This window comes from Microbacterium azadirachtae, from assembly GCF_025583665.1.
Classification (GTDB): Bacteria; Actinomycetota; Actinomycetes; order Actinomycetales; family Microbacteriaceae; genus Microbacterium; species Microbacterium azadirachtae.
The window spans coordinates 1,962,056-1,979,680 of record NZ_CP099706.1; the positions used below are offsets into that span (position 1 = coordinate 1,962,056).

Genomic DNA, 17,625 nt, shown 5'->3' on the forward strand with positions numbered 1-17,625 from the left:
CCTCTCAGGAGACGTCGCCGTCCAGGTAGAACCACTGCCCGCCCTCGCGCACGAACCTGCTGCGCTCATGGAGGACGCCGCGTGCGAGCGGATCGCGGTGGATCGCCTCGAACTCGACGACACCCTCCCTGTCGAACGGTCCGCCGCCGATGGTCGCGAGGATGTCGAGGCGCAGCCAGCGCAGATCGGCATCGAGCTCGAGCCGGGCCGGCCGCGTGGAGGCGTGCCAGGAGCGGAGCAGGTACCCGGCATCGCCGAGCGCGAACGCGGTGTACCGCGACCGCATCAGCCGCTCGGCGGTCGGCGCCGGGCGGCCGCCGAGGATCGGTCCGCAGCAGGCGTCGAGGATGTCGCCGCTGCCGCACGGGCATCGCTGCAGACCGCGCGCCGTCTTCCCTGCCTCGTCCATCGCGCTCAGCCTATTCGGTTTCAGGAAGCCCTTCAGGAATACCCCCTAGGGGTATATGGTTGGGCCCATCATGGATGAACGAAGCCCGCACGCAGGCCACACCGTCGACCACTCCGCGATGCACGATCGTCGTCCGGAGCACGACGACGCCATGCCGAGGGAACACGAGCACACCGCTCACAGCGACCACGGCGACCACAGCGGCCACGCCGCTCACGGCGGTCATGCCGGCCACGGCGACCACGTCGGCCAGTTCCGCCGCCTGTTCTGGATCATGCTGGTCCTCGCCCTTCCGGTCGTCGCCTTCTCCCCCATGTTCGCGATGCTCATCGGGTATCGGATCCCGGATCTGCTGGTGCTGCGAGCGATTCCGCCCGTCATCGGGTCGGTGCTGTACGTGTGGGGAGGTCGTCCGTTCCTGACCGGGGCCGTCGGCGAGCTCCGCGGTCGCCGTCCAGGCATGATGCTGCTCATCGCCTTGGCGATCACGGTCGCCTTCGTCGCCTCGTGGGGTGCGACCCTCGGGATCCTCGACCACGAGCTCGACTTCTGGTGGGAGCTCGCACTGCTGATCGTGATCATGCTGCTCGGGCACTGGATCGAGATGCGCTCTCTCGCGCAGACCACTTCGGCGCTGGACTCGCTCGCAGCGCTCCTGCCCGACACCGCAGAGCGCGTCGTCGGCGACGATGTCGAGGCCGTCTCCCCCGCCGAGCTCCGCGTCGGCGACGTCGTCCTGATCCGTCCCGGCGGACGGGTCCCCGCCGACGCGACGGTCGTACAGGGATCCGCCGACGTCGACGAGTCGATGATCACTGGCGAATCGCGTGCCGTCGCCCGCACCGTGGGCGACACGATCGTCGCCGGGACCATCGCCACCGATTCGGCCCTGCGCGCCCGCGTGACCGCGATCGGCGACGACACCGCCCTGGCCGGCATCGGGCGCCTGGTCGCCGACGCGCAGGCGTCCTCCTCCCACGCGCAGCGGCTCGCGGACCGCGCGGCGGGATGGCTGTTCTGGTTCGCACTCTCTGCGGGTGTCGTCACCGCGGTCGCCTGGACGGCCCTGGGCCTTCCGGACGCCGCGGTCGTCCGCGTGATCACCGTGCTCGTGATCGCCTGCCCGCATGCGCTCGGCCTCGCCATCCCGCTCGTCGTGTCGATCGCGACCGAGCGCGCCGCCCGCGGCGGGATCCTGGTCACCGATCGCATGGCACTGGAGCGGATGCGCCAGGTCGACGCCGTCCTGTTCGACAAGACGGGCACGCTCACCGAGGGTGCACCCGCGGTGACCGGGATCTCCACGGCCGCCGGCTTCACCGAGGACGACGTGCTGGCCGCCGCCGCGGCGGCGGAGACCGATTCGGAGCACCCGCTGGCAGCGGCGATCCGTTCGGCCGCGGAGAGCCGGGGACTCGCGCCGGCGGACTCCTCGCACTTCCGCTCCGAGCCGGCGCTGGGCGTCCGCGCCGTCGTCGCCGGGCGGGTCGTCGAGGTCGGCGGGCCCGCGCTGCTCGAGCGCGCCGGCGTCGCGGAGCTGGCCGCCGCCGAGGACTGGCGCGCCGAGGGGGCGATCATCCTGCACGTGCTGATCGACGGCGCCGTCGCAGGAGCGCTCCGTCTCGCCGACGCGATCCGCGAGGAGTCCCGCACCGCCGTGCGCGCCCTGCAGCAGCGCGGGATCGACGTGGTGATGATCACCGGCGACGCCGAGACGGTCGCGGCACGCGTGGCCGCGGACCTGGGCATCCCGCGTTACTTCGCCGGAGTGCGCCCCGAGGACAAGTCGGCGCGCGTCGCCGAGCTGCAGTCCTCGGGCCAGGTCGTCGCAATGGTGGGCGACGGCGTCAACGATGCTCCAGCGCTGGCCAAGGCCGATGTCGGCATCGCGATCGGCGCGGGGACGGATGTGGCGATCGGATCCGCCGGAGTCGTGCTCGCGAGCTCGGATCCGCGCTCCGTGGTCGCGACGATCGAGCTCTCCCGGGCGGCCTACCGCAAGATGCGGCAGAACCTGTGGTGGGCGGCGGGCTACAACCTGCTCGCGGTCCCGCTCGCCGCGGGCGTGCTCGCGCCCATCGGCTTCCTGCTGCCGATGTCGGTCGGAGCGATCCTCATGTCGGCGTCCACCGTGGTCGTCGCGCTCAACGCGCAGCTCCTGCGCCGGCTGGACCTGCGCCCCGAGAGCGTCACCGCGTCCAGGCGCTGAGCGCGCGCGGACGACCGGACCGGGCTCAGCGCCCGATCCGGTCCAGCGCGCCGGCGAGCCGCTGCACCGTGCCGTCCACGTCGGCCAGCTTGTCGAGTCCGAACAATCCGATCCGGAACGTGGAGAACGCCTCGGGCTCGCCGCAGTGCAGCGGCACGCCGGCCGCGATCTGGAGCCCCTGCTCGCGGAATCGGGCTCCCGTGCGCAGACCGGGATCCGATGTGTGCACCACCGCGACGGTGGGCGAGGCGAACCCCGCCGCGGCGACCGACGGCAGCCCCCGCTCCGCCAGCAGCGCACGCACCCTGGTGCCCAGGTCCCACTGGGCGGAGCGCAGCGCCTCGAACCCGCGCTCGCGCGTCTCGGCCATCAGGACGGCGTTGTGCCGCAGCGTGTCCGTGGGCATGGTCGCGTGATACGGCGCCCTGCCATCGCGGTACTCCTCCGAGATCCAGAGCCACTTCGCCAGATCCAGCGCGAAGCTCGAGGAGGTCCGCGAGCTCACCGCATCCCGGCCCGCCTCGTTCAGCATCACGTACCCGGCGCCCGGGGATCCGCTCCACCCCTTCTGAGGTGCCGAGATCAGCACGTCGACGCCGAGCGCCGCCATGTCGACCCAGAGCGCGCCGGAAGCGATCGCGTCGAGCACCAGCAGACCGCCGACCTGGTGCACGGCCTCGGCCAGAGTCCGCACGTAGTCGTCGGGCAGCAGGATGCCTGCGGCGGTCTCGACGTGCGGTGCGAAGACGACGTCGCTGCGCTGGGCCCTGATCGCGGCGACGACCTCGTCGATCGGTGCCGGCGCCCAGGCCGCCTGCACGTCGTCCGAGTCCGGACGGGCTGTGCACACGACCGTGCTGCGGGCGATGTCGCCGGCCTCGAGGATCTGCGACCAGCGATAGGAGAACAGCCCGTTGCGGACGATCAGGCAGCGCCGCCCGGTCGCGAGCTGGCGTGCGACGGACTCCATCGCATACGTCCCGCCGCCGGGCACCACCGCGGTCGTGGTCGCACCGTACGCGGCGCGCAGGTCGGCCTGGATGTCCTGCATGACCGCGACGAACCGCGCGGACATGTGGTTGAGGGAGCGGTCCGTGAAGACGACCGAGTACTCCAGCAGGCCGTCGGGATCGACATCGTCGTGCGGAAGGTCCATGGCCCCACCCTGGCACACCGGCCCCGCTAGGCTGGAGGGCACGCGCCTATAGCTCAGTTGGTAGAGCACGTCGTTTACACCGATGTGGTCGGGAGTTCGAGTCTCTCTGGGCGCACCTCGATGCTCGTCACCGCGTGCACCCGCGCATCCCGATCGGGGCTAGGCTGACAGACGCGCGCTCTTGTGCGGAGTCGACAAGCCTCCCCCGCGACGCATCCCGATTTCGTTGGCAAGACCTGCCAGACAGACGAAAGGCCTCCTGTGACTGTTCACGACCAGGATCCGTACTCCCAGGGCCCGCTCGACAGCGATCCCGAAGAGACCAGCGAATGGCAGCAATCGCTCGACGAGCTCGTCGGCGCGAAGGGTCACGGCCGCGGCCGCGAGATCATGCTCAGCCTGCTGAAGCGCTCCAAGGACCTGCACCTGGGCGTGCCGATGGTTCCGACCACCGACTACATCAACACGATCGCCCCGGAGAACGAGCCCGCCTTCCCGGGTGACGAGGAGCTCGAGCGTCGGTACCGCCATTGGATCCGCTGGAACGCGGCGATCACGGTGCACCGCGCGCAGCGCCCGGGCATCGGCGTGGGCGGACACATCTCGACCTACGCCTCGGCCGCCTCGCTGTACGAGGTCGGCTTCAACCACTTCTTCCGCGGCCAGGACCACCCCTCCGGCGGCGACCAGATCTTCTACCAGGGCCACGCCTCCCCCGGCGCCTATGCCCGCGGCTTCCTCGAGGGCCGGATCACCGAGCAGCAGCTCGACGCGTTCCGCCAGGAGAAGTCCGGCGCGCCGAACGGCCTGCCGTCCTACCCGCACCCGCGGATGATGCCGGAGTTCTGGCAGTTCCCGACCGTATCGATGGGCCTCGGCCCGATCAACGCGATCTACCAGGCGATGACCAACAAGTACCTGGCCAATCGCGGCATCAAGCAGAACGACTCGCACGTGTGGGCGTTCCTCGGCGACGGCGAGATGGACGAGGTCGAGTCGCGCGGCCAGCTTCAGGTTGCCGCGAACGAGGGTCTGGACAACCTGACCTTCGTGATCAACTGCAACCTGCAGCGCCTCGACGGCCCGGTGCGCGGCAACGGCAAGATCGTACAGGAGCTGGAGAGCTTCTTCCGCGGAGCGGGCTGGAACGTCATCAAGGTGGTCTGGGGCCGCGAGTGGGACGACCTGCTCGCCCGTGACACCGACGGCGCGCTGCTGAACCTCATGAACGTCACCCCGGACGGCGACTTCCAGACGTTCAAGGCGGAGTCCGGCGCCTACGTGCGCGAGAACTTCTTCGGCCGGGACGAGCGCGCGCTGGCCCTGGTCAAGGATTACTCCGACGACGACATCTGGCACCTGCGTCGCGGCGGCCACGACTACCGCAAGGTGTACGCGGCCTACAAGGCGGCCATGGAGCACAAGGGCCAGCCCACGGTCATCCTGGCGAAGACGGTCAAGGGCTACGGCCTCGGTCCGCACTTCGAGGGCCGCAACGCGACCCACCAGATGAAGAAGATGACGCTGGACGACCTCAAGCTGTTCCGCGACACCATGCATATCCCGATCTCGGACGCGCAGCTCGAGGCCGACCCGTACCGCCCGCCGTACTACCACCCGGGGCAGAACGACGAGACGATCCAGTACATGCTGGACCGCCGTCGCGACCTCGGCGGCTTCCTGCCCGAGCGGCGCACCACGCACGTCGGGCTGGAGCTCCCGCAGGACAAGGACTACGCGCTGCCGAAGAAGGGCTCGGGCAACCAGGAGGTCGCCACGACGATGGCCTTCGTGCGCATGGTCAAGGACCTCATGCGGGTGAAGGGCTTCGGCGAGCGGATCGTCCCGATCATCCCGGATGAGGCGCGCACGTTCGGCATGGACGCGTACTTCCCGACCGCGAAGATCTACAACCCGAACGGCCAGAACTACACCTCGGTCGACCGGGAGCTGCTGCTCGCGTACAAGGAGAGCCCGCAGGGCCAGCTGATGCACGTCGGCATCAACGAGGCGGGAGCCGCCGCCGCGTTCACCGCGACGTCGACCGCCTACGCGACGCACGGACAGCCGCTGATCCCGATCTACATCTTCTACTCGATGTTCGGCTACCAGCGCACCGGCGACGCCTTCTGGGCCGCAGGCGACCAGATGGCCCGCGGCTTCATCATCGGCGCCACCGCCGGCCGCACCACGCTGACCGGTGAGGGAACCCAGCACGCCGACGGCCAGTCGCCGCTGCTCGCCTCGACCAACCCGGCCACGCTCGTGTACGACGCGGCCTACGGCTACGAGGTCGCACACATCGTGCAGGACGGCATCGAGCGGATGTACGGCGGCACTCACCCCGACCCCGACGTCATGTACTACCTCACGGTCTACAACGAGCCGATGCGTCAGCCGGCCGAGCCGGAGGACGTCGACGTCGAGGGCATCCGCAAGGGTCTGCACCGCGTGTCGGTCGGGTCCGGCGAAGGTGAGCGCGTGCAGCTGCTCGCCTCGGGCGTGGGCGTGCCGTGGGCCGTCGAGGCCCAGGAGCTGCTGCTCGCCGACTGGGGCGTGTCGGCGGACGTCTGGTCGGTCACCTCGTGGACCGAGCTGCGCCGCGACGGCCTCGCCGCCGACGAGCACAACTTCCTGCACCCGGAGGAGGAGCCGCGCACGGCCTACCTCACCGAGAAGCTGAAGGATGCGCAGGGCCCGTTCATCGCGACGAGCGACTACATGCACGCCGTGCAGGACCAGATCCGCCAGTGGGTCCCCGGCGCGTACTACACGCTCGGCGCCGACGGCTTCGGCTTCGCCGACACCCGTGCCGCCGCCCGCCGGTTCTTCAAGATCGACGGCCCGTCGATGGTGGTCCGCGCGCTGCAGGCGCTGGCCGACCAGGGCCGCATCGACCGCTCGGTCGTGGGCCAGGCGATCTCGAAGTACGACCTGTACAACGTGAACGCGGGAACCAGCGGCAACGCCGGCGGCGAGAGCTGACCCGCGCAGCACGATGAGCCGACCCCCTGAGATGACCAAGGAGGAGACGCTGGCGTGGCTGCGCCGGATCTCCGGTGATCTCGCCACGGCCACCCTGCAGCGTCTCGAGGACTCGCTGCCGTGGTACGCCGAGATGCCGCCGGCCCGACGCTCCGCCGTCGGGCTGGTGGCGCAGGCGGGCATCACCTCCTTCATCCAGTGGTACGACGATCCGACGTCGACGCCCTGGATCGCCGCCGACATCTTCGCCGCTGCCCCGCGCGAGCTGCTGCGCAGCGTGAGCCTGCAGCAGACCCTGCAGCTCATCCGGGTCACGGTCGAGGTGACCGAGGAGCGGGTCGCCGGCAAGGGACGTCATCTGCGCGACGCGATCCTGCTGTACTCGCGCGACGTGGCCTTCGCCGCCGCCGACGTGTACGCCCGCGCGGCCGAGGCCCGCGGACTGTGGGACGCGCGCCTCGAGGCCCTCGTCGTCGACTCGATCCTCACCGGCGAGGCCGATGAGGAGCTGCCCAGCCGCATCGCGGCGCTCGGCTGGCACGGTCACGGCGAGGTGTGCGTGATCGTCGGCACGACTCCGCCGCAGTTCGACGTCGATCAGGTGCGCCGCACGGCCCGCAAACTGGCGGTCGACGTGCTCATCGGCGTGCAGGGATCCCGCCTGGTGCTGGTCGTGGGACGCGCGAAGCCGGCGACGGCGGAGGACGACGACGCGGACGAGTTCTCGTTCGCCGAGATCGCCCGCACGTTCGAGCCGTCGTTCGGCCCCGGGCATGTCGTGGTCGGCCCCGCCGTGGCGGCACTCGTGGATGCGGGGCAGAGCGCCCGCGCGGCCCTGGCCGGATTCGCCGTGGCGCGCGCGTGGCGGGGCGCGCCGCGTCCTGTGGACGCCGACGAGCTGCTGCCCGAGCGCGCGATCGCGGGCGACCCGCTGGCGAAGCTGACCCTGATCGAGCGCGTCTTCCGGCCGCTGAACGACCACTCCAGCGATCTCGTGACGACGCTGTGGAGCTACCTCGACAACGGCCGCTCCCTCGAGGCCACCGCCCGGGAGCTGTTCGTGCACCCGAACACGGTGCGCTATCGGCTCAAGCGGATCAGCGAGGTGATCGGCTGGGACGCGACCGGTCCCCGCGAGGCGTTCATCCTGCAGACGGCCCTCGTGCTCGGCACGATCGGCACGGCGGATCCGGTCCGCCGCGGGCTGCGTCCGCGTCGCCCCCGCTGATCGGGGTCCCGAGTCCGTTCCGCCCGCGATCTGTGGATCGCGAACAACCGATTTCCGGATTCTTGTGAGGGTTGAGCCACCGAATCCGGCCGATCGTTGGCAGACTGGGAACGTGATCGTCTTCGCATGCCCAGGACAGGGCTCCCAGACCCCCGGCTTCCTCTCCCCCTGGCTCGAGCTCGACGGCGTCGCCGAAGACCTGGCCGCCTACTCGGAGGCCGCCCAGGTCGACCTGATCGAGCACGGGACGCTGTCGGACGCGGACACCATCCGCGACACGCGCATCGCGCAGCCGCTCATCGTGGCCGCGTCGCTCGTCGCGGAGAAGGCCCTGCGCGAGCGCGCCGGGCGCGCGGCGGACGGCATCGCCGGGCACTCCGTCGGCGAGTTCGCCGCGGTGGTCGGCGCCGGCGTCATCGACGCGCCGACCGCCATGCGTCTCGTGGGCATCCGCGGCCGCGCCATGGCCGACGCCGCCGCCAAGACGCCGACCGGCATGAGCGCCGTGCTCGGCGGTGACGAGGAGGCGGTGCTCGCGCTCCTCGCCGATCTCGACCTCACGCCCGCCAACTACAACGGCGGCGGTCAGATCGTCGCGGCGGGCGCGCTGCCCGCCCTCGCGGCCCTCGCGGAGTCGCCGGTGCGCGGCTCCCGGGTGATCCCGCTGCAGGTGGCCGGAGCGTTCCACACCGACTACATGTCCTCCGCCGTCGCCGCTCTGCGCGAGGCCGTGGCGGACGTCGTGCCGGCCGATCCCCGCGTGACCCTGTGGACCAACAAGGACGGTTCCGTGCTCGCCGACGGCGCCACGGCACTGGAGAACCTCGTGACGCAGGTCTCCTCCCCCGTGCGCTGGGACCTGTGCATGGCGTCGTTCGCCGAGAACGGCATCACCGGCCTGATCGAGCTGACGCCGGCAGGCGCGCTCACAGGGCTCGCCAAGCGCGGCCTCCGGGGCGTCCCCGCCGTCGCCGTGAAGACCCCGGAAGACCTCGACGCGGCGGTGGCGCTGCTGAACGGAGAAGCAGCATGACCACACTCAAGCAGGCCACCGGCCCCGCCTACACGCGCATCTACTCCGTCGGCGCCGCGCGCGGCGAGAACGCCGTCCCCAACGAAGACCTCATCGGCCCGATCGACTCGAGCGACGAGTGGATCCGGCAGCGCACCGGCATCGTCACGCGCACCCGCGCGGTCCCCGAGACCGATGCGATCGACCTCTCGACCGCCGCGGCCGCGGAGGCCATCGAGCGCTCCGGCGTGGCCGCGTCCGACATCGACGTGGTCATCGTCGCGACGATCAGCAACCCCAAGCAGACGCCCTCCGTCTCAGCGATCGTCGCCGACCGCGTGGGCGCGAACCCCGCCGCGGCCTACGACATCAACGCCGCATGCGCCGGCTACGCCTACGCGGTGGCCCAGGCCGACGCGCTGATCCGTGCCGGAGCGGCCCGTCATGCCCTCGTGATCGGCGCGGAGAAGCTCTCCGACATCGTGGATCCCACCGACCGGAGCATCTCCTTCCTCCTCGGCGACGGGGCGGGCGCCGTCGTGATCGGCCCGAGCGACACCCCCGGCATCTCCGCGACGGTGTGGGGCTCGGACGGATCGAAGGCCGACGCCGTCGGCATGAACCACACCCTCACCGAGTTCCGCGACGGCAAGGCGCCGTGGCCGACGCTCCGCCAGGAGGGTCCGACCGTGTTCCGGTGGGCCGTCTGGGAGATGGCGAAGGTCGCCAAGCAGGCCCTCGAGCAGGCGGGAGTCGAGGCATCCGACCTCGCCGCCTTCATCCCGCACCAGGCGAACATGCGCATCGTCGACGAGTTCGCGAAGCAGCTGAAGCTGCCGGAGACGACCATCATCGCCCGCGACATCGAGACCACCGGCAACACGTCTGCCGCGTCCATCCCGCTCGCCACGCACCGTCTGCTGGCCGAGCACCCCGAGCTGAGCGGCGGCCTGGCCCTGCAGATCGGCTTCGGCGCCGGTCTCGTGTTCGGCGCGCAGGTGGTCGTGCTCCCCTGACCGGGGCCCGCCGACTCCTAGACTGTTCACCGGTTCCGAAACCACCCCATAGAAAGAGGAAATCATGGCTTTCAGCAACGACGAGGTCCTCGCCGGCCTGGCAGAGCTCATCACCGACGAGACCGGCATCGACGCCTCGGAGGTCGCCCTGGAGAAGTCCTTCACGGACGACCTGGACATCGACTCGATCTCGATGATGACGATCGTCGTCAACGCCGAGGAGAAGTTCGGCGTCACGATCCCCGACGACGAGGTGAAGAACCTCAAGACCGTCGGGGACGCCGTGAACTTCATCGTCGCCGGCCAGGAGTGACACCTGCGGATGCCACCCCCGCAGCCGCGGGGCGTGGCATCCTCCGCTTCCCCCTCCCCCGCTCCCTGAGAAGGATCACGCATGACCAAGCGCATCGTCGTCACCGGCATCGGTGCAACGTCCGCCCTCGGCGGCACCGCCCCGGAGAACTGGGCGAACCTGCTCGCCGGCGTCTCCGGCACGCACACCCTGACCCACGACTGGGTCGCCGAGCACCAGCTCCCGGTGACGTTCGCCGCTGAGGCGTCCGTCCGTCCGGAGGAGGTGCTGCCGCGTCACGAGGCCAAGCGTCTCGACCCGTCGGTGCAGTTCGCCATGATCGCCGCGCGCGAGGCGTGGGAAGACGCGGGAGCACCCGAGGTCGCGCCCGAGCGACTGGGCGTCGACTGGGCCACCGGCATCGGCGGCCTGTGGACGCTGCTCGACGCGTGGGACACGCTGCGCGAGAAGGGCCCGCGCCGGGTGATGCCGCTGACGGTCCCGATGCTGATGCCGAACGCCGGCGCCGGCAACCTCTCGCTCCACTTCGGCGCGAAGGCCTACGCCCGCACCGTGGTGAGCGCGTGCGCCTCGAGCACCGAGTCCATCGCGAACGCCTACGAGCACCTGCAGGACGGGCTCGCCGACGTCGTCATCGCCGGAGGCGCGGAGTCCGCGATCCACCCGATCACGATGGCTGCCTTCGCCTCGGCGCAGGCGCTCTCGCGCCGCAACGACGACCCCGAGCACGCGTCACGGCCCGGGGCGATCGACCGCGACGGCTTCGTGATGGGCGAGGGCGGTGCCGCGCTCGTGCTCGAGACCCTCGAGCACGCCCTGGCTCGCGGTGCCAAGATCTACGCCGAGATCGTCGGCGGCGGTGTCTCCGCCGACGCCTACCACATCACGGCGAACGACCCCAGTGGTGCCGGCGCGACGCGTGCCGTCGAGGCGGCGCTCGCTCAGGCGGGCGCGACCCCCGACGAGGTCACGCACATCAACGCGCACGCGACGTCGACCCCGGTCGGCGACCCGAACGAGTACGAGGCGCTGAAGAGCGTGTTCGGCGACCGGATCGACGAGATCCCCGTGTCGGCCACCAAGGCGTCCACCGGGCACCTGCTCGGCGGCACCGGTGCACTCGAGGCGGTCTTCACGATCCTCGCTCTGCGCGATCGCGTCGCGCCGCCCACGATCAACATGACCGAGCCGGACCCCGCGGTCCCGTTCCGGCTGTCCGTGGAGCCGCAGCCGCTCGGCGACGGTCCGCAGCTCGCGATCAGCAACTCGTTCGGCTTCGGCGGGCACAACGCGGTCGTCGCGATCCGCTCCTACGACGACTGACCCCGCCTCCACGAGCATCGCCCCGGGCGCTTCCCCATCGAAGCGGTCGGGGCGATTCTCGTTCTCTTCGGTTGTGCTGTTCTGTTATCTCCGGTTGCGGATCGGGGATACGCTTTCTCGGTCTCCGGGACACTGCTCTCCGACTTCCGATAATCGCGCCTCCTCCGATCCTCGTCCCTTCGTGTCGCGCTCCGTCGTGACAGGGAGCGCGACACGAGTCCTTCTGCTGTCAGCCGGCCCGCCGGCTCAGCGGCCTATCCCACCTGCCAGCGCAGCGGCCTATCCCACCTTGTGCAGCCACACGACGCGCGCGTCGTCGCTCGCGTGGCGGAACGGCTCCAGCTCCTCGTCCCATGCGGTGCCGAGCGCCACGTCGAGCTCGCGCTGCAGCTCCACCGGGCTGCCCGCGGCGATCTCCATCGCGTAGCGGATCCGATCCTCGCCGACCACGATGTTGCCGGCCGCGTCGGTCTGCGCGTAGTGCACACCCAGGTCGGGCGTGTGCAGCCAGCGCCCGCCGTCACTGCGCGGAGTGGGGTCCTCGGTCACCTCGAACCGGAGGTGCTCCCAGCCGCGGATCGCGGTCGCGAGCGCGGCACCGGTGCCGACGGGGCCGTCCCAGTAGAACTCGGCCCGGCGGGCGCCGTCGAGCACGGGCTGCTCCGACCACTCGAAGTTGACGGCGCGCCCGATAGCGCGCCCGACCGCCCATTCGAGGTGCGGACAGAGCGCGCGCGGTGCCGAGTGGATGTACACCACTCCGCGTGCTTGTGCTGTCGCCATGGGTTTCTCCGTTTCATCAGGTGCGTCTTCCCCTACGACCTGATCCGCGAAGCACGGCGGGTATGCGGTTATGCGCCCATTCTCACCGATGCCCGAAGAAATCACAAGCATGTCATTCCACGGAGGTGTCGGCGATCGGCGGACGTCACCAGTGGTAGGTCTGCTCCGGCCCGTCCTGTCCACGCAACCGCCAGTAGTCGCCGGTCACCTGGGCGCCCGGCAGCGACCGCAGTCCGTCCACGAACAGCGGGTCGTCGTTCGGGTCGGTCGTGGTGCGGGTGTTGACGAACAACTGCCGCCCGTAGTGCCGGCTCTCCAGATCGACGACCCCGCCCGGGACGGCCTTGCACGCAGCCCAGATGAACGAGGCGGTGTCGGCCAGAGCCGTGCGATCCGACTCTCCGTCGACCGCGAGGTGGCAGTCCTCACGCGCGACGGTCACCTTCAGTGCCGCCGCGGGTCGCATGGCGGACTCGACGGCCTCGTGCCAGGTGCGCACCATCGTGAGCAGCTGATCCGACGTGACGTCGTGCGTCGTCGTCACCATCGTCTCGACGGAGGGCTGCCGGTCGAAGGACGCGTCCTGGCTGCGCGTCTGCACGGAGGCCACGCCCGGCAGATCGAGCACCACCTCACGCAGCCGCTGCCCCTCGTCGCTCGTCGACGCCGCGCAGCCGGCGAGCAGGACGAGTGCAGTCCCCGCCAGCAGAGCCGTCGCCCGCGCACGCAGGTCTCTTCGCCGCACCATGAGCGCCCCCCGGTCGTCGAGAGCCGTCTCGCTTCGCGTACGGCACGTTCCCGAAGCTAGCACGAGGGCGGGACCGACCCTCAACGAGTCGGGGTGCCCCGACCACGCGAAGGGCCCTCGGCAGCGCCGCTCCCGTCTCCTGTGGAGGGTGCGCGAAGCACGCCGGGAACTGCATTGCCGAGGGCCCCTCGGTGCCCTGGGACGGGCTCAGGGACTGACGAGGCTCAGGCCTCGCTCATCGCGATCTTCTCCTGCTGACCCTTGGCGGCGTAGTACGCGGCGCGAGCGGCGTCACGACGCGCCTGCTCCTCGTAGCCCGCGTCGAGGATCGCCTGGTCGACGGGGTAGTTCTCCACGTCCTGCGTGCCGTGGTACTTCTCGATGTAGGCGTCGAGCTCCGGGCCCGAGGTCCACGACGTGATGAGGCAGTAGCGCGGCTCGGTGCCGTTGTGGGTGGCGGCGTGCCAGAGGCGCTGGGTGTCGACGATCAGCTGCGCCCCCGCCGGGAGGGCGATGCGGTACTCGACGCTCGGGTCGGTGCGGTTCTCGCGCAGGACGAAGTAGCTGTCCTTGTCGTCGGTGAGGTTGAAGAAGCCGCGCACGACCCATCCGGTGCCATCCGGGTTGAGGCGGTTGTTGTCGTCCTGGTGCAGGTTGTACAGGCACTCGCCGTAGGGCGTGGGCTGCAGCTCGATGACGCGGCAGCGGCCGACGTTCGCGCCCGGCTCCTGCGCGCGACGCGTGAGGTTCGGGGCCTTGGCGGTCTGCGACTCGATCCAGACGCCGTCCTTGTCCGTACGTGGGGGCACGTGGTTCCAGAAGCCGTTGCACTCGATCTCGCCCTTGGCGCTGGCGAGCGGCGCGAAGCGGGTGTCACCGGAGGACTTCCAGTCGTTGTACTCGATGTCGAGCCACTCCTTGGGGTCGAGCTCCTGGTTGTAGCTGTCGAGGACGACGAAACCCTTGTCCTCGAGGGCGGCGGACTTGATGTATGCCATGAGCGAGTCATGTCCTTTCATAAGGGGCCAGCACGTTTTAACAGGCCCTTCTTAGGACAGCCTAACAGCGGCCCTCCGACGCGCCCCGGGGCCCGGCCGTGAATATCCGAGCCCGGATCCGCGCCTGAATAGACTGGATGAGCAGTCCGGAACCGAGGAGAAGCGCAGCGAGCATGAGCACGGCCACCAACGTCGAAGCAACCGCAGTGTCAACGATCGAGTGGCTGTCCTCCCCCGAGACCACGATCGTGGTTCCCGTCTACCAGCGCCAGTACCGCTGGGACATCGGCGGCTGCGAGAAGCTGCTCACCGACATCCGCGCCGTCGCCGACGAGGACGATGCGCACCGCCACTTCATCGGCTCGATCCTGTCCGCCGCCGACGACGCGCATCCGCAGGCCGACCTCATCCTGATCGACGGTCAGCAGCGCATCACCACGCTGATGCTCCTCATCGCCGCCCTGCACCACTCCGTGCGCGAGACTGATCGCGCGCTCGCCGAGGAACTCGAGCGCGTCCTGGTGCGCCCCGGCGATCCGGACCGCACCAAGCTGCGTCCGCACGAGGCGTGGGCGGGGCTCTTCGAGTCGGTCGTGCTCGATCGTCGTGCACCGGACCAGCCCGAGTCCCGCTTCGACGACAACTACGCGTTCTTCCGCTCCCAGGTGCATGCCGACGAGGCGCCGCGGATCTGGCGCGGGCTGCAGAAGCTCGAGCACGTCGCGATCACGCTCGGCGCGGCAGCCAGCGCGCAGCAGATCTTCGAGAGCCTGAACTCCACCGGCGAGCCGCTCCGCGACCACGAGCTGATCCACAACTACGTGCTCATGGGCCTCTCCCACGCCGAGCAGCAGCAGGTGGAGGACGAGTTCTGGCTGCCGATCGAGCGCAGCACGGGTGAGGCGATCGGCGCCTTCTGGCGGCACTACCTGATCATGACCACCGGTCGTGAGGTCGCCGTCGCCGGAGAGCACGGCGTGTACAGCGCATTCCGCCACGAGTTCCCCCGGCCGGACCTCGAGACGCTGCGGGCGCAGGCGCTCGTCTGGCGCGAGTATGCCGAGATCTACGGCGTGCTGCTCGATCCCGCACGGGAGCAGGATCCGGAGATCCGCCGGCAGCTGGCGTACGTGAACACCTTCGGGCGCTCGACCTACCCCCTCGTGATGAGCGCCTACCGCGACCACCGGCACGGGGCGATCACGAAGGACGAGCTCCTCCGCACCCTCGAGCGGGTGCAGTCCCTGCTGCTGCGCCGCGCGGTGGTCGGCGTGCCGACCGACCGCCTCATCGCGCGCCTGTGTCGGGCCAGGACCGAGGGCCCCGAGCAGCTGCTCAAGGCGTTCGCGCGCATCACCCCCTCGGACGAGCGCATCCGGGTGGCGCTGAAGTTCGCCGATCTGCCGCACGCGCTGTACGTGCTCGGACGCCTCGAAGGGCTGCAGGATCCGGAGGGCTACGACGTCGAGTACGTGGCGCCTCCGGCCCCGCACAACAACTGGTCCGGCGACGGCGTGCGGCCGTGGAGCGAGTACACCGAGGACGAGCAGAACAGCCACCGCGCCCTCGCCACCACGCTCGGCAACCTGACGCTCATCGAGGAGTCGCTCGCGGAGCGCGTCTTCGGAGACTCCTTCCCCAGCAAGCGCGACGCGTACCGTCGCAGCCGGATCGCGGGGACCGCCGCCCTCGCCGAGCTCGACGCGTGGGGCACCGCTGCGATCTCGCGGCGCACGGCCGACCTCACCGACGCCTTCCTGCGGATCTGGCCGCGCCCCGCGGTCACCGACATCGACGACGACGGCCTGACCCCGATCCTCGACGCCGTGCGCCGCCGCGGCTGGCCCGCGGGCTGGGAGCGCGAGTTCGAGTACGTCGAGTACCGCGGCGAGCGGTGGGACGTCCCCGACGTGAAGTACCTGTTCAACCGCGTCTTCCGTCGCGGCTGGACCGATACCCGTGCGGCGCTCGACGCGTTCAACGCCCGCAACGGAGGACCGATCTACGACGAGAAGGCGTGGAACGGGCCCTGGGACCAGCTCGACGACGACCACTTCCTCTACATGGGCTGGGACTCGAAGTACATGATGAGTGCCGTGCAGGGACTGCTGGAGGAATCGGGTCTCGCCGAAGAAGTGTTCGTGAAGTACTCCTACATCGGGAATGTGATGTGATGACGATCTCTGCCGCCCCTGTCCTGCGCCGCCGGATGATGGACCTGACGCTCGAGGAGCACACGCTCACCGTGCCCCTGGTGTGGTCCGATCCCGCAGACGCCCGCACGATCGACGTCTTCGCGTCGGTGGTGATCCGTCCGGGCGGAGAGGACCTGCCCTATCTGGTGTTCCTCCAGGGAGGTCCGGGACACGAGGCGCCGCGGGCCCTGCACACGCCCGCCGGCCCGTCCTGGCTCGACCAGGCGCTGGCCCACTATCGCGTGGTGATGATCGACCAGCGCGGCACGGGCCGGTCGACGCCGGTGTCGGACGACATCCTCGCCCTGGGCTCCGAGGCCGTCGCCGAGCACCTCACGCATCTGCGGGCGGACTCGATCGTGCGCGACTGCGAGGCGATGCGCGAGCACCTCGGCGCGGAGCGATGGAACGTGCTCGGGCAGTCCTTCGGCGGCTTCACGACGCTCGCCTACCTCTCCACGAACGCCGCCTCGGTCGACACCGCCTATCTCACCGGCGGTCTGAGCACGGTCACGCGCACCCCGGACGAGGTCTACGCCCTCTGCTACGACAAGATGCGCGACGCCTCCGAGCGGTACTACCGCCGGTTCCCCGAGCACCGCGACCGCATGCGCCGGCTCGTGGATCTTGCGGACGCCGGCGAGATCGTGCTGCCCGACGGAGAGGTTGTCTCGCCGTCCCGGCTGCGGTCGGTCGGCTCCGCGCTGGGCACCGACGACGGGTGGCAGACCGTGTGGAAGCTGCTCGAGCTCGAACCGGGCTCCAACGCGTTCCGGTACGACCTCGCCGCGGCCATGCCGTTCGACGGCCGCAACCCCCTCTACTTCGTGTTCCACGAGTCCAGCTACGCGAACGGGCATGTGACCGACTGGTCGGCGGAGCGCGTCGAACCCGCCGACTTCGCGGCCGACGTGACGCTGTTCACCGGAGAGCACATCCGCCGCGACTGGACGGAGACGGTGCCGGCGTTCCGCCCGTGGCGCGACGTGTCGCTCGCGCTCGCGCAGCACGCGTGGCCCACGATCTACGACGCCGAGGCCATCGCGGGCTCCGGTGCCCGGGGTGCGGCGGCCGTCTACGTCAACGACCCGTACGTGCCGCTGGAGTTCTCGATGGAGACGGCAGCCCTCCTGCCCGACCTGCGCCTGTGGGTGACGAGCGAGCATGAGCACAATGGCCTGCGCTCCGGCCCGGTGCTGGAGCGGCTCATCGCACTCGCGCAGGACCGCCGCGTGCGCTGACGACGTGCG

14 protein-coding genes and 1 tRNA gene are annotated in these 17,625 nt (G+C 70.3%); 10 read left to right on the plus strand and 5 right to left on the minus strand.

Translation table 11 applies throughout. The features are described from left to right. Positions 1–4 precede the first annotated feature (4 nt). Positions 5–409 carry a YchJ family protein gene (locus NFX31_RS09365; RefSeq protein WP_045250090.1) on the minus strand — a complete coding sequence of 135 codons (405 nt, stop codon included), beginning with the start codon at positions 407–409 and terminating at the stop codon, positions 5–7. A gap of 70 nt (positions 410–479) precedes the next feature. On the opposite strand from NFX31_RS09365, the gene NFX31_RS09370 reads away from it, so the two are divergent. After that, positions 480–2,618, plus strand: coding sequence for a copper-translocating P-type ATPase (locus tag NFX31_RS09370; protein WP_420847407.1), 2,139 nt, complete (start codon positions 480–482; stop codon positions 2,616–2,618). A gap of 25 nt (positions 2,619–2,643) precedes the next feature. Here the strand turns inward: NFX31_RS09370 and NFX31_RS09375 are convergent, their stop codons facing one another. Continuing rightward, entirely contained in the window at positions 2,644–3,774 is a 1,131-nt protein-coding gene (locus NFX31_RS09375; RefSeq protein ID WP_262955560.1) for an aminotransferase class V-fold PLP-dependent enzyme, read from the minus strand. Between the two features lie 42 nt (positions 3,775–3,816). Here NFX31_RS09375 and NFX31_RS09380 point away from each other — a divergent pair. The 7 genes from NFX31_RS09380 to NFX31_RS09410 all read left to right on the plus strand — a co-directional run bounded on the left by NFX31_RS09380 (position 3,817) and on the right by NFX31_RS09410 (position 11,651). Continuing rightward, positions 3,817–3,889, plus strand: a tRNA-Val gene (locus NFX31_RS09380). A gap of 146 nt (positions 3,890–4,035) precedes the next feature. Then, positions 4,036–6,759, plus strand: a complete 2,724-nt coding sequence (aceE, locus tag NFX31_RS09385; RefSeq protein ID WP_262955561.1) for a pyruvate dehydrogenase (acetyl-transferring), homodimeric type — start codon at positions 4,036–4,038, stop codon at positions 6,757–6,759. Positions 6,760–6,772: 13 nt separating this feature from the next. Beyond that, on the plus strand, positions 6,773–7,987 hold the full coding sequence (locus NFX31_RS09390; RefSeq protein WP_045250087.1) for a PucR family transcriptional regulator: 1,215 nt from the start codon (positions 6,773–6,775) through the stop codon (positions 7,985–7,987). 112 nt (positions 7,988–8,099) lie between these two features. Beyond that, positions 8,100–9,020, plus strand: a complete 921-nt coding sequence (locus NFX31_RS09395; protein ID WP_262955563.1) for an ACP S-malonyltransferase — start codon at positions 8,100–8,102, stop codon at positions 9,018–9,020. After that, positions 9,017–10,015: a beta-ketoacyl-ACP synthase III gene (locus tag NFX31_RS09400; protein ID WP_045250085.1), complete on the plus strand. Its 999-nt coding sequence runs from the start codon at positions 9,017–9,019 to the stop codon at positions 10,013–10,015. The genes NFX31_RS09395 and NFX31_RS09400 overlap by 4 nt, the downstream gene beginning before the upstream one ends. 64 nt (positions 10,016–10,079) lie before the next feature. Then, positions 10,080–10,328, plus strand: coding sequence for an acyl carrier protein (locus NFX31_RS09405; protein ID WP_045250084.1), 249 nt, complete (start codon positions 10,080–10,082; stop codon positions 10,326–10,328). Positions 10,329–10,409: 81 nt separating this feature from the next. Further along, positions 10,410–11,651 carry a beta-ketoacyl-[acyl-carrier-protein] synthase family protein gene (locus NFX31_RS09410; RefSeq protein ID WP_045250083.1) on the plus strand — a complete coding sequence of 414 codons (1,242 nt, stop codon included), beginning with the start codon at positions 10,410–10,412 and terminating at the stop codon, positions 11,649–11,651. Between the two features lie 279 nt (positions 11,652–11,930). On the opposite strand, the gene NFX31_RS09415 is transcribed toward NFX31_RS09410, so the two are convergent. From NFX31_RS09415 to NFX31_RS09425, 3 genes are all read right to left on the minus strand, one after another. Further along, positions 11,931–12,434, minus strand: a complete 504-nt coding sequence (locus tag NFX31_RS09415) for a DUF3145 domain-containing protein (protein WP_045250082.1) — start codon at positions 12,432–12,434, stop codon at positions 11,931–11,933. A 145-nt stretch (positions 12,435–12,579) separates the two neighbouring features. Continuing rightward, positions 12,580–13,182, minus strand: coding sequence for a hypothetical protein (locus tag NFX31_RS09420; protein ID WP_045250081.1), 603 nt, complete (start codon positions 13,180–13,182; stop codon positions 12,580–12,582). Positions 13,183–13,406: 224 nt separating this feature from the next. Continuing rightward, positions 13,407–14,180, minus strand: a complete 774-nt coding sequence (locus NFX31_RS09425) for a hypothetical protein (RefSeq protein ID WP_045250080.1) — start codon at positions 14,178–14,180, stop codon at positions 13,407–13,409. 173 nt (positions 14,181–14,353) lie between these two features. On the opposite strand from NFX31_RS09425, the gene NFX31_RS09430 reads away from it, so the two are divergent. Further along, complete coding sequence (locus tag NFX31_RS09430) at positions 14,354–16,354, plus strand: DUF262 domain-containing protein (protein WP_262955564.1); 2,001 nt, start codon at positions 14,354–14,356, stop codon at positions 16,352–16,354. Next, positions 16,354–17,616, plus strand: a complete 1,263-nt coding sequence (locus NFX31_RS09435) for an alpha/beta fold hydrolase (RefSeq protein WP_045250078.1) — start codon at positions 16,354–16,356, stop codon at positions 17,614–17,616. The genes NFX31_RS09430 and NFX31_RS09435 overlap by 1 nt, the downstream gene beginning before the upstream one ends. The last annotated feature ends 9 nt before the right edge of the window (positions 17,617–17,625 follow it).

What these genes read in the sequence shown, in the direction of transcription:
- NFX31_RS09420 (WP_045250081.1), bottom strand. Translation starts at nt 13,182, where the DNA reads ATGGTGCGGCGAAGAGACCTGCGTGCGCGGGCGACGGCTCTGCTGGCG.
- NFX31_RS09390 (WP_045250087.1), top strand. Translation starts at nt 6,773, where the DNA reads ATGAGCCGACCCCCTGAGATGACCAAGGAGGAGACGCTGGCGTGGCTG.
- NFX31_RS09370 (WP_420847407.1), top strand. Translation starts at nt 480, where the DNA reads ATGGATGAACGAAGCCCGCACGCAGGCCACACCGTCGACCACTCCGCG.
- NFX31_RS09375 (WP_262955560.1), bottom strand. Translation starts at nt 3,774, where the DNA reads ATGGACCTTCCGCACGACGATGTCGATCCCGACGGCCTGCTGGAGTAC.
- NFX31_RS09405 (WP_045250084.1), top strand. Translation starts at nt 10,080, where the DNA reads ATGGCTTTCAGCAACGACGAGGTCCTCGCCGGCCTGGCAGAGCTCATC.
- NFX31_RS09400 (WP_045250085.1), top strand. Translation starts at nt 9,017, where the DNA reads ATGACCACACTCAAGCAGGCCACCGGCCCCGCCTACACGCGCATCTAC.
- NFX31_RS09365 (WP_045250090.1), bottom strand. Translation starts at nt 409, where the DNA reads ATGGACGAGGCAGGGAAGACGGCGCGCGGTCTGCAGCGATGCCCGTGC.
- NFX31_RS09410 (WP_045250083.1), top strand. Translation starts at nt 10,410, where the DNA reads ATGACCAAGCGCATCGTCGTCACCGGCATCGGTGCAACGTCCGCCCTC.
- NFX31_RS09415 (WP_045250082.1), bottom strand. Translation starts at nt 12,434, where the DNA reads ATGGCGACAGCACAAGCACGCGGAGTGGTGTACATCCACTCGGCACCG.
- NFX31_RS09435 (WP_045250078.1), top strand. Translation starts at nt 16,354, where the DNA reads ATGACGATCTCTGCCGCCCCTGTCCTGCGCCGCCGGATGATGGACCTG.
- NFX31_RS09430 (WP_262955564.1), top strand. Translation starts at nt 14,354, where the DNA reads ATGAGCACGGCCACCAACGTCGAAGCAACCGCAGTGTCAACGATCGAG.
- NFX31_RS09425 (WP_045250080.1), bottom strand. Translation starts at nt 14,180, where the DNA reads ATGGCATACATCAAGTCCGCCGCCCTCGAGGACAAGGGTTTCGTCGTC.